Consider the following 11,476-nt stretch of genomic DNA (forward strand, 5'->3'; position numbering starts at 1 on the left):
TTGCAAGGAAACGTTTGTAAACGATTATAAACATTTAAAAGCATTTAACTCCCGAATCAACAGGGGGAATAGCCTTTACTTTGGTTGGACCATGAATACGTTGAAGAATAAAGTAATCCTAATTGGCCGACTGGGTAAAGATCCCGAAATCCGCCAATTGAACGACCAAACCAAATTAGCCCGCTTTAGTCTGGCCACCTCCGAAAAATACCTCGATCGATCCGGGCATGCCCAAAAAGATACCCAATGGCACCACGTGGTAGCTTGGAACGGGATCGCCACCCTGGTTGAAAATTATGTACACAAAGGGCAGGAAATTGCCGTTGAGGGGCGCTTACGCTATCGGCAATACCAAGGAAGAGATGGGATAAAGAAAACGGCCACCGAAATAGTAGTCCATGAATTGATGATGCTACGATCTCCCAAAACAGCCTACCTCCCACTGAGTCAAGTTCAAGAGCCTGATAGTGAAGACCTAAAAAGGTATCTGGAGGAGTTGGAATTTGAGGATTCGCTTCTTTCTGAGGAAGACGAGTAGCTCGTTATTCACCTTGGAGATGATGAGCCTCAATTAGATCGAGGGTAAAGAAGAAAGTAGTTCCTTTTCCTTTTTCGGAATCGACCCAAATCTTCCCGCCCCACTCTTCAACCAGTTTCTTAACCGTGGCCAATCCAATGCCACTCCCCTCCTTTCCTTCCTGATCGGATTTGAAAAAGAGCTGGAATACCTGTTCCAATATTTGGGGGTCAATTCCCGGGCCATTGTCGGTAACTGAAAACTGTAACATCTCTCCATGTTGCTCAAAACCAATGGTAATCAAACAATTGGACTTATCACAAAACTTGATGGCATTGTCAATCAAATTTTGGAAGATCTGTCTTAACGCTACCCGATTGAATAATAATACCGGCGGGGTTTCTTCAAGCTGGATCCGAATATTTCCATCGGACTCATAGGAATGACTGATCTCGTCGATGAGTTCCTGGATATCAATCCGGTCCATTTCCTGGTCCCCTAATGCTGAGGTGGAATAGGACAGAATGTCCTCAATCAAGGATTTCATTTGCTCCGCACAGGTTTGAATCAACGCCAGGTACTCTTCCATTTCTTCCGGAGAGCTTGCCCCCTTTTGCACCTGGATCAATTGAAGAAGCCCCAGGATTCGATTCAAAGGGGCTTTGAGATCATGAGATACCGTGTAAGCAAACTTCTCCAGGTTTCCGTTCATTTCCTGGAGCGTTTTCTTTTCTACAACATTGGCCTCCAATTCCTCATTCAACCAGTTGAGTCCTTGCGCCACCGCATCCAGCGGAACAGAGAACTTGGTTAAATCCAGCGGACCTGGAAACCTCAGCGATGCCATTCCTCCAATCATTTGGAGAATCTGGACAACTTGCTGATTTTCTTTTTCGTTTAAAGGCATGGTCTTACTCCTTACTTTTTAACCACTTAACCGCACTTTCTTCGTCGGTAAATAGTCTAACCGGATAATCCCCACGAATAAAACCAAGGAAAAAGTTCCCCAAGATTTGACTCGAATAGTTTTCTACTATCATAGCCATTGCTTGAGTAGTATCTATCACCTCCTTCTTTTTGGAGTAGAACCTTGCTTCCCGGTTTGCGCCAGGAGTTGCCCTCATATCCAGCAGTAATAGCTGCTTGGATCGATTGGGTTCTAATTCACGCCGAACTCTAAAGATCTCTTGAGCATCGCTCAAAGTGATTTTCGAGTTTTGGGTAAAGGTCATATGAATGATACCCTGATCGTCTAATGAGACGTCAGCTGCCCTTGTGGGTATTGTTTTCATGAGAATATCCCGATCCCGATTTTGAGTAAAAATTTAGTAATTCCTTACGAATTCTAAACCATTTTGTTCCAAAAAGGGTCGGAGTGGGCCAGAATTACTCCTGGGAAGCGGCCAATGCCAGGCTGAGTGCCTTGAAGAGAGATTCCCCGCCAACAAGGCATCCCCATTCGATCATTTCGAAGAGTTCTTCCTCTCTGGATTCGTTGTATTCCTTCTCAACGGTGTATATGGAAATCTCCGCTGGTGGATCGCTCAATACTTGCTCGATGCTTCCCTCCTGGGTAAAATCAACTCCTTCACCCTCGCACTCCAAAGCAACCTGAATCAACTTTTCGGGAAGACATTGAAAAACACGCACTTCGTGCTCTGAGCGAAATTCGAGGAATTTGATTTTGCGCAAAATACCGGCAAATACCACGTCACTGAACAGCTCGATGATTTGCTTAGCCTTGGCAGGTTCCTCTTTTTTCATTTTTTCCCAATCCGGAGCAGTGATTCCATTAACAACCAGGTATTCAACGAATTCCTGTTCCATTTCCATCAATTCCTCGTGGGTCAATAAGCGGTACTTTGCCATGGCTCAAATTTTTTGCAAAGAAACACCAGGATTTACAAATACGGGGTGATTAAATGAGACTTTATTTCCAGGAGCTAAACCCCAGTCTTTCCGGACTTTTGCATCTCCTTGCGCACACCTTCTCTTAAGTCTTCTGGGTCGTATACCTGAGCCCCTTTTCTCACGGCCTGTAAAGCGGCATAACGAGCGACATTAACCAAAGCTCCACCAGAAAGTTCGTATTGATGAGTCAAGTTTTTAAGAAACTTTCGATCTCCAAACCTTCCTTCAACCAAGGAAGACAAAAGCTGAAAACGCTCGGAGGAATTGGGTAAAGGAAAGTAGATCATGGATTGAAATCGTCTTGAGAAAGCACTATCCATGTTGGATTTGAGGTTACTCGCCAAAATAATGAGTCCGTTGTAATCTTCAATGCGCTGAAGCAAATAAGCCACTTCCTGATTGGCGTAGCGATCGTTGGAGCTTTTGGTTTGCCCTCGCTTTCCAAATAGAGCATCGGCCTCATCGAAGAAAAGAATCCAATTCTTGTTTTCGGCACGATCAAACAGGCGGGCCAGGTTTTCCTCTGTCTCTCCAATGTATTTGGAAATCACCTGAGATAGGTCTACTCTAAAGACTTTACGATTTACTGACTTTCCTAAAAGGCAGGCAGTCATTGTTTTTCCGGTGCCGGAAGGGCCGTAAAAAAGAGCTCGGTATCCGGGCTTCACCCATTTTTCTAAATTCCATTGATCCAGCACTTCTCCCCCATGTTCAATCCAGTCCTTCACTTCAAAGATCTCATGAATTAAAGCCGGAGACATCACCACATCTTCCCAATCCAGATCTGTTTTGATACGGCGTGCCGGGAACTCTGGACTAAACTCAGGTTCGGCATTTCCCGCCTGGAATAGTCGATTGAAAAAATCAGGAGCCACCTGAAGCCGTGAAGAGAACACGGACTCTTTGTACGATTTACTGACGGGTAGCAGCACTTCTTCACGAATTAGGTTGGAATGGGGCTGAAGCATTGAGGCGAGATGAATTCTTTCCGGCAAATTATCCCCGGCCAGGATGAAAGCTGCTGTTTCCACAGTCGGAAGAAACCCACCATGAGTGGATCCCTGGATTCCACCAAATTCGGTATATCCCCGGTCGTAGTTCTTGTTTTTAATGAAGAAAATATCGAGCAGCTGAGGACGAATGTGGGGCAACAATGCCAACAATACCAGGATTCTTTCTGCAAACGACAAGGATAGACTGTGGCAGAACTGAGCATACTCAGAGGGGTCGTGCTCCAGATTTGGTGGCTGAAGTTTGAGAATGTGCTCGTAATCACACTCATGCCCAAAATAGAGCTTAAAGCGTACGTCAAGCACCTCTTCCAACCATCTAATTTCGTGCTCCAGGGTTTCCGCATTTGATTCTGCGATCAGGCCTTCTGTCGCCATTCGGTAAAGAGCATCCTTTTCATCCATGAGTACTTGATTTGGTGATACGACCAGGGCAAACGATCCAGTAAAACATCAAATGCCTTGGTTTCTACTTGAAGACGGACAAAGTCGTCCACTTCCTGAATTTTTCCTTCCCGCTGCAAAAAAGTTTGCCTCAGCCCATCAACACTGGTACTTCCCAAGGCGTTCCACTGCTGAATAATGGCTTGAAGTAGTCCATCTGCCATCTCCTTCTCCTCTTTTTTCAGTTGCACGCGGTCTTCGATAGGCTTTATGGCCTGTAGGCCGCAGAGGTATTTGTTGAGTAGCAAGTGATGTTCCACCGGATGCTCCTCACCTGTAACGATGTATTGCAGCAGATGCACCGCCCGATAGGCCGTTTTTTTGGATTTGAATTTATCTCCTTCCAGGTATTCCAATCGGGAAAAGAGTTGTGGTAAGTAGGGATTGAGGAGCACCAATCCCGCATTTCGAATGAATGAGGCGGTTTCTAACGGTGACTCGTCCTCTTCCTCATCGGTGTATTCCGAATCTAAATCGTCTTCAGCCGTAGACTGATCAGAGTTTTCTTTTAATGGCTGAGGCTTAAGTTCAGGCTGAAATCGCAACTGCTCCTGATTGATTTTCCATTCCTGCTGTGCAATCCTCTTCAATAGCTCGACTTTTAGGGGCTTCAGCGATTCTCCAATGGTGGATTGAGCGGAAACCATTTTCTGCATCCTCTCAACGATTTGTTCTGGCCTTGTTTTGGATTTTAGGCTTAACCACTCCAGAAAATCTGACATCCATCGAAAGCGATCAAAGGTCTGGCTTCCTCTGCGGAACAACCATTTTAAGAGAAACACGGTAACCTCCTGGCGACTGACCTTCCAATGTCCCCAAACTTCTCCTTTGGACTCGGCTTCTTCCGACCATTTCAACCAGTGCTGTAGCCAGGAGGATTCCTGAGCACTTACCTGACTGCTCAAATAAGCCTGAAGGGCCTCAACATTGGCTAATCTTCGAGCCAGTTTGTTCCAATCCTTTCTACGAGCCGTTTCGCTTGCAATTTTTCTGGCTTCCTGTCGGATCCACTTGAGGCGATGTTCGCGCATTCCTTTTTTCTTCCAGGCCAATTCCCATTGCTTATCCTCTTCTTCCCACAAGAAAGCTTCGAAGGTCCCAAAGCCCAAGGCCGGATCTAACTCCATAGCCCCATCTTCACTTTCCACCTGCCACTCCCGCACAAGATATTCCCGTACTCTATGACTCACCTCACTCTTATCCCCCAGTAACTCTACTCTAACCCAACGATTCCAGCTTTCAGGATCCCATCCCAAATTTTGCCGCAGTCGATTGTGTAACCAGCGCATGGTACTTGCCGGACTCATAGCTCCTTTGCCAGCCGATTGATTCAATAAAGCCTCCCAAAAGCCAAGAACCGGATCGCCAGAAAACCAAAGATTCAATTCACCAGAGCTCACTCCGTTTTCCATCAACGATTCACGCATCTGCAGCAATACCTCATGAAAAACCAACCAATCCTGGGATCGTTTTTCATGGCCTTTGAGCAATAAACGAACGATGGGTTCGGTCAATGTGGAATTAGAACTTTCCTCCATTGCTTCTACGAATCGGGAAAGAGCTGCGGGTTTCCAATCCGTTTGCAACAAACGATTGTAGAGAGCTGTGGGCTCATTTTTCAGCGTCTTCTTGAGTAATTCGTTGATACTAAGGTTCGACCAGTCCTTCCCCCACCAGGGCAATGATCCGGTGATGAGTAGATGGAGCAACACATCCACTTGATTAACCTGGGAAGTCAGGAAATCTTTCTTTTCCAGAGACTCCGCCACAAAGTCGACCTTATCTCCTAAACTCTGCTTGAGCCATTTGAACAAGGGATCCGATTTCCATTCCGGTTTTTCCAATACCTGAGCCAGGGATTGTTGATCGATGTGTTGCGTAGCTCGCCAATGTTGAACAAAAAATGCAGGCCATTGATCCGCCGGTTGATTACTTATAAGCCATTGAAAAACAAGGCTTCGCTCGGTTTCCGTCGCTTCTTTTTCGGAAACTCCAAAAGACCTTTGAAGGGCTACTAAAGACTTAAAGTATAAATTTCGGTTAAACTTATAATCAACTGAATAATAATTCAATAAAACAAAAATCCACTTCTTCTGAACGGCTATTTCTAAGGATTGATAAACCGCCATTAGTCGATCCGTATTTTCCGTTTTTCCCACAAGTACCGCAGGATCTTGCTCGAGGAGGAGGTTTACCCAAACGTTCAATTGATCAATAGACCAGTGAGCCGGTCGAACCCGATCCGAATTCCGAAACTGAGCTTCCATCCAAAGCCTCATTTCAACCGATTCACGTTCCCGCCTAAAGATCGGCGCGTACTTAGGCCATTGCATTTCGACCCAAGCGATAGCCCGTGGATGAAGAACCTGATCCTGATGAACAATGGATTGCCAAAGCTGACGGAAACGCGCCGGTTGATCCTGAATGAGGTGTTCAACAAATTCAACCCAAGATTCTTCCGTCAAAGCCTGAAAAGCAGCAGGTAAGGAAGCATGTTTTAGAAAATAGCGAATCTCATTCTCTCCTGGGCTCGCGGTTACTTCCTCCTTTCGGGCAGCCCAGGAAATCTTCATTCGCTTACCCAGTTCTCTTTGCTGCAGTAGATATTTCCACAGAGTCCAGAAGGATCTTCCAGTAGGACGTCCCTGATGCCATTGGGCGCTCATTTCCTTCCATTCTTTTAGGAATCGTAGCCCTTCCATGTTTCGAAATAGCTTTTGCCAGGTAGTCCGATCTTTGTCAACCCTTCGTTGTACTTCCGCAGAAGCCTTCCAGGATTCAAATTCCGTGTAAGACCAGTTTAACCAATCTCGTTCTCCTACATAAAGTAGTTCTTCCCAATCTTCAGAACTTATAGTCCCCTGCTCTATTTCAGAACGTTTGCGAACCTGCCAGGTCAATCCCTTGGGTAATTCTTTGTTGGCTCGTTTAAAAGCTTCATACAATCTGGCCTCTTCTGCCTTCGATGATTCCGCCTGTCGCATTAGGCCCTTGGATCGAATCCATTTTTGAAAAGCAGTAACTGAATCTTCCTTACCCTGAAGATCTTCCTTCCCTCTAATCGATTCTTTGGAGAGTCTCCTTAAAGATTTCCGACTCAAGTTGCTTTTACTGGCCTCATTCTTTTGCTCCTCCAGCTTCAATTCCTTTAGAATATGAATCAAAGAGTCATAGGCAGGACTGGCATCTTCTTGTCGGATGAGACCATGCAGGTAGTCCAACACCTCAGCGTAAACCAAATGGTAGAAATCAGCCATTTGTCGGATTTGGCTGGCCACGAAAGTCTTTCGGTCAAAATGAGATCCCTTTTCCACCAACAAATAATGAAGTACAAACTGCCACAGTCGGCGATTAAAGGTTTCCGAATCTTCTTGAACCACCGGTTGCGTTCGATGCTGTTCACGAGACTCATCCATCAAAGCGAAAATGCTCTCGGCTCCGGAGGGTTCCAGAGATCGAACCAAGGAGCGAAGGGTTCTATCCTCAAAATGAAAGGCCAATCGAGCCCTCACCACTTCCTTTTGCCCCCAATCGCGGATTCGTTCAAGCAATTCAGTCTTGTTGTCGTTCAATTGGTTTTGGAGTTCTTCATCGGGATTATAATCCAGTTCATGAACACCCCACGGTAGGCTTCCAGTGAGTAGATAATGCCCCAGCCAAGCCAATCGATCCGGTTTTAGGAATTCACCTTCCTCTCCCGTACTCACCTCAGGTAAAGGCAATTCCAGTGCTTCTCGTTCTTGGTACTTTTCCAGAAAGAGGGCCAACTCACGAGACACCTGTTGGATCAAGTCGTCCTCCAGGTGGTCCAGGCGCAGGGGATCCAAATTCAATTGGACTTGATTAAAATACCAGGTTTTACCCTGGGGAGAATACCGATCTAAAACTTGCTCTATAGCCCTTTTTAGCTGAGCTTGACCGATTCGACTAATTCGATCCTGAATAGACGTATTCAATTCCTCAGAAGGAATGTCCAACTCCATTCGTTGGGTATAGATTCTATGTGTTTCCTCCGGCACTTTTAACTATCGTATTTGATCCGCGCTGTTGGGAGAAGGATTTCAGGTAGTTCATGATCCGCTCGCTAAGCACATTCAAGGTTTCATTCGCCGGACCACCGTGTAAGGCTTGTGCCCATTGTTCGTAATCCTTTTCAAAATCACGCATCATTTCCAGATCCAACCAATAACAGCGTGCGAGCAAATGGGCTGGAACCAGAGATTGAACCGTCTCCATAACCAGAGAACGGAAGCTTTCGTTTTGAAAACGAGCAGGCCAGGATGGAAAAACAAAACTCAATTGGCCATAGAAAAAGGGATCTTCGGGATCTACGTTCGAGCTTGGTACTTTTTTAGGGGTAACCGGATCCGGTGTGCCTGATTGGCCTTCTTCTGGTCCGGTGGTGGATTGCACGACTTCCAATTCTGGCTTAAGCAAAATGTGCTCCACCAGAAATAGCCCTTCAGACTTAACACTTACTTGAATCAGAAACTGAATAAGGCGCTGCCTAAGCTGCCTCGCTTTGGCCCGAGATTCACATTGCTTAAGCTTGAGCCACCTCCCCTTTTCCTTCAATTGCAGCAGCAGATCGAAACGATTGTTTTCCAGGGGATCTCTAAAAATACGGTAGTTAGTTCGATCTACGCCATTGAAAAGCACTTGATTGAGCACATCCGGTGACGGAGAAGTAAATAGCATTCGCTCCGCATTGGGATCCAATTGAAAATCCTCCGACCACATGGCTTCCACATTAATGATCTCAATATGAGTGGAATCATCCTCGAGCAGTTCACCATCCCAGGTTTCGGTATTCATGGTATCCACTTCGGTTCTAACTTGAAACAAGCTAAATCCCGATTTATCCACCACATCTACCAGCGATCTGTTTTTGTGGTTTTGAATGAGCAGAAGTCGGCATAAACGTTCATGGATACCCGCTACATTGTTCGTATCCCAGCTGTTCTTATTCAAATCAATTCCTCGGGCACGGTTTCTACTCAGGCTCACATACTCCCTTAGAAAGGCCGTTTTATAGCGGATCATTACTTTTTCAAACTTCTCGGGCGTGTAGTAGTAATTGAACTTGGAGAGTGAATATTCCCGGAATGACTCTCCAAATCGAGCGAGCAGGTTGTCGAGAAAGGCGTTTCTACGTTGGCCAAAGTCATCGAACTGGCTTCGAATTTTCTCCAGCTCCTGATCCAACCATTCTTTCGCCTGCTGGCGTTTTGCAGCGGTAGAATGGACTTCAGGAGCATCCTCGTTTTTCAATACTTCCCAAAAGCGAGGCACTTCTTCTGGAGCCTGAAAGTAGTTGGATTGGTCCACATCCTCAATCGAGAAAAGTTTTTTGAGCTCAGAGGTTTGCTTGAGGAAATTGGCAAAGATCTGGTCATAAAACATGAGATAAGCCTTGAGCTGATGAGCTGCCGAACGAGTAGATAAGGAAGCATCTGGCCCCATGCCAAAGCTCCCAATGTTGTAGATCGTAGGAAAATCGTTTTGGAAGGAATAGTAGTTCGACACATCGCGGTATTGCCCCTGAGGCAGATCCTTGCCCGTTTTTTGCGATTCAATTTGATAACTCCGGTTGCGTTGAGCCCGAATTCGGTTTAGCCCTTCTTTCACCAGGTTATTATTCAATACAATGGGCACATTCTTGACCAGAAACTGAACCCCGGATTTTTGAGAAGTAAACATTTCGTAATCCCGGAGCTTCGGTACAAAATTGGGACTCTTGAAAACTCCCGTAATGGGCTGTCCATCCAGAAACAGTTTGAAATCGTGAATGCTCTTTACCCCTTCTACATTGATTAGCCGTTTGATCAAATCACTCAGGTCAAACTCATCGCGAAAGGGCTGTAGCTCCGAATCGATGATGTGCCCATGCTTCATCACCGGGCCGCTGTACAAGCTTTCCTTGGAATACCCTTTAGCCAACATCTCTGCAGCCGAATAAAAGCGTGGTGATGGATTAAAAAATCGTTCTATTCGATATAGAAAGTGCGCCATCACCAATTCGGCACGGGTATTTTCATTGATATGGATCTGACAGGATACGCCCACTTCTTTCCGCGGTAGAACTTCCACTTTACCCAAGGATTCAGAAAGATTGCGAACCAGATTATAGGATTTTCGGGCTTTGGACTTTACCCGTTTTTCGTACCCCACCGGTACAGAATCGTTGAGCAGAAGCCAAACGTTTTTCTCCCCCAGGTTCTTTCCCTTCTCTACCCAGGCATTGTTTACCTCATTGAGTGCGTCGATCAGGTATTTTCGCAAGTCCTGGTTGTTGACCGGATTAACTGGATAGATTTCATCCGGCGGATAGAAAGCATTGTCACCGGCCTTAAGTTTTTCTCCGGGCGTACTCACCAAAATATCTTCTACCGGATACTGGGTTCGATAGGCCATATCCGTCACAGCATAGCAAAGACTCTCGAGAATAGTAACACCGGGATCATGCTCATTGTAATCCGTCCATATATCGCTGGAAAACTTTTGGGTAAAGGAAATCGCCATTTGCCGCAGCTTGCGGTAGTCGAAGATCAATTCCTTATCAACCTTGGCGGGTATGGTTTGAGATTCTTTCACTGCTCTTGCTGCGATCCTGGGTTAAATGCGTTGTTTCTTTGGTATTGTTCGTTGGCCTGTTCATGCAACTTGCCTATCAATTCAAAAACCTCTGAAAAAGGACGGTCACCCAAGGCCTTAAAAATCAAATTAGCCTCATCTACAGTAAGGGTAAACAGGATTTTCTTTCGGGTTGCAGGAACCTGCTTGGAGGACTTATTTAGCGCTTTCATTGGCCTTCTTTTTTATAGGTGTAGCAACAGTTTGATTATCTGAATCGTCCCAAATCTTGGTCACGTTGTATTGAATAAGTCGGTTTGCTCCGTAGTTGCACCGGGTTTTTATTTCCAGGGAATAGTTGTCCAGCTCACCAGTCCATCTCAGGTTTAGTCGATTCCACCACGGTCCGTACCAGGCCTGGGTCTTTCGAATTTTGTTGTGTGAATTGCCATAGGTACTCAAAGCCAAAGCGTGCATCAAAGCGTACTTCCCCTTCTTGGGGTTCCGGCAGCCTTAGCCACTACTTCAAACCCCTGGCAGCCGGTGAGTTTAGACACTATCGGGTGCCATTTACCGTCGGCCGGCACGGTTCCTTTGGCAAAGGTTCCTAATCGACCATCCAGTCCTGCCATTCCGGTTACGTGCAAGGGGTATTCCGGATTTTCGTTGGCCACGCCTAAAAATCCACCCTGCTTGAGGTAGAGCAAACTCTTATCCGTTTTACCGTCCATAAACCGCAATCCAAATTGATCGTTCGCCTGATTTAGCTGAACCGACCAGGCCGGTTTTAAGTCATCAATTTTGCGGTAAAAACTCAACAAACTCTCCGATGATTCGCCTTCCGGAGAAAGCATAAGTCCATTTTGCATGTCCTTGGAAAATCCGTCATCTACTTTGTTTACCGTAGATTCAATTAACTCGGCAAAACTCTTCTGAGTCGGTTTTACACCGTTCTTAAACAACTGCTTGAGCGAAGCTCGATTGAACAGTTTTCCGGTTATGTCATCATTTGCCATAATTG

10 protein-coding genes are annotated in these 11,476 nt (G+C 45.8%); 1 reads left to right on the plus strand and 9 read right to left on the minus strand.

Annotated features, from left to right (window positions below):
• Positions 1-91: 91 nt before the first annotated feature.
• A complete protein-coding gene (locus KFE98_19980; GenBank protein UTW62253.1) occupies positions 92-538 on the plus strand; it encodes a single-stranded DNA-binding protein in 447 nt (148 codons plus the stop codon).
• A gap of 4 nt (positions 539-542) precedes the next feature.
• Here KFE98_19980 and KFE98_19985 read toward each other — a convergent pair whose 3' ends face one another.
• From KFE98_19985 to KFE98_20025, 9 genes are all read right to left on the minus strand, one after another.
• On the minus strand, positions 543-1,364 hold the full coding sequence (locus KFE98_19985) for a HAMP domain-containing histidine kinase (GenBank protein ID UTW62254.1): 822 nt from the start codon (positions 1,362-1,364) through the stop codon (positions 543-545).
• A 64-nt stretch (positions 1,365-1,428) separates the two neighbouring features.
• On the minus strand, positions 1,429-1,809 hold the full coding sequence (locus KFE98_19990; GenBank protein ID UTW62255.1) for a hypothetical protein: 381 nt from the start codon (positions 1,807-1,809) through the stop codon (positions 1,429-1,431).
• Positions 1,810-1,903: 94 nt separating this feature from the next.
• Complete coding sequence (locus tag KFE98_19995; protein UTW62256.1) at positions 1,904-2,386, minus strand: hypothetical protein; 483 nt, start codon at positions 2,384-2,386, stop codon at positions 1,904-1,906.
• A gap of 74 nt (positions 2,387-2,460) precedes the next feature.
• Complete coding sequence (locus tag KFE98_20000; protein ID UTW64755.1) at positions 2,461-3,816, minus strand: ATP-binding protein; 1,356 nt, start codon at positions 3,814-3,816, stop codon at positions 2,461-2,463.
• Positions 3,798-7,865, minus strand: coding sequence for a hypothetical protein (locus KFE98_20005; GenBank protein ID UTW62257.1), 4,068 nt, complete (start codon positions 7,863-7,865; stop codon positions 3,798-3,800). The genes KFE98_20000 and KFE98_20005 overlap by 19 nt, the downstream gene beginning before the upstream one ends.
• 16 nt (positions 7,866-7,881) lie before the next feature.
• Complete coding sequence (locus KFE98_20010; GenBank protein ID UTW62258.1) at positions 7,882-10,476, minus strand: hypothetical protein; 2,595 nt, start codon at positions 10,474-10,476, stop codon at positions 7,882-7,884.
• Complete coding sequence (locus KFE98_20015) at positions 10,473-10,688, minus strand: hypothetical protein (protein UTW62259.1); 216 nt, start codon at positions 10,686-10,688, stop codon at positions 10,473-10,475. Before KFE98_20015 ends, KFE98_20010 begins: the two co-directional genes overlap by 4 nt.
• The gene (locus KFE98_20020; protein ID UTW62260.1) at positions 10,672-10,932 is read right to left on the minus strand and encodes a hypothetical protein; all 261 of its coding nucleotides are present in this window, start codon (positions 10,930-10,932) and stop codon (positions 10,672-10,674) included. The genes KFE98_20015 and KFE98_20020 overlap by 17 nt, the downstream gene beginning before the upstream one ends.
• A complete protein-coding gene (locus tag KFE98_20025; GenBank protein UTW62261.1) occupies positions 10,932-11,471 on the minus strand; it encodes a hypothetical protein in 540 nt (179 codons plus the stop codon). The genes KFE98_20020 and KFE98_20025 overlap by 1 nt, the downstream gene beginning before the upstream one ends.
• Between the last annotated feature and the right edge of the window lie 5 nt (positions 11,472-11,476).

Source organism: bacterium SCSIO 12741 (genome assembly GCA_024398055.1).
Classification (GTDB): domain Bacteria; phylum Bacteroidota; class Bacteroidia; order Flavobacteriales_G; family Salibacteraceae; genus SCSIO-12741.

Excerpts from the sequence above, each read along its gene's own strand:
- KFE98_19985 (UTW62254.1), bottom strand. The coding sequence starts at position 1,364 with ATGGCATCGCTGAGGTTTCCAGGTCCGCTGGATTTAACCAAGTTCTCT.
- KFE98_20000 (UTW64755.1), bottom strand. The coding sequence starts at position 3,816 with ATGGCGACAGAAGGCCTGATCGCAGAATCAAATGCGGAAACCCTGGAG.
- KFE98_19980 (UTW62253.1), top strand. The coding sequence starts at position 92 with ATGAATACGTTGAAGAATAAAGTAATCCTAATTGGCCGACTGGGTAAA.
- KFE98_20005 (UTW62257.1), bottom strand. The coding sequence starts at position 7,865 with ATGGAGTTGGACATTCCTTCTGAGGAATTGAATACGTCTATTCAGGAT.
- KFE98_19995 (UTW62256.1), bottom strand. The coding sequence starts at position 2,386 with ATGGCAAAGTACCGCTTATTGACCCACGAGGAATTGATGGAAATGGAA.
- KFE98_20020 (UTW62260.1), bottom strand. The coding sequence starts at position 10,932 with ATGCACGCTTTGGCTTTGAGTACCTATGGCAATTCACACAACAAAATT.
- KFE98_19990 (UTW62255.1), bottom strand. The coding sequence starts at position 1,809 with ATGAAAACAATACCCACAAGGGCAGCTGACGTCTCATTAGACGATCAG.
- KFE98_20015 (UTW62259.1), bottom strand. The coding sequence starts at position 10,688 with ATGAAAGCGCTAAATAAGTCCTCCAAGCAGGTTCCTGCAACCCGAAAG.
- KFE98_20025 (UTW62261.1), bottom strand. The coding sequence starts at position 11,471 with ATGGCAAATGATGACATAACCGGAAAACTGTTCAATCGAGCTTCGCTC.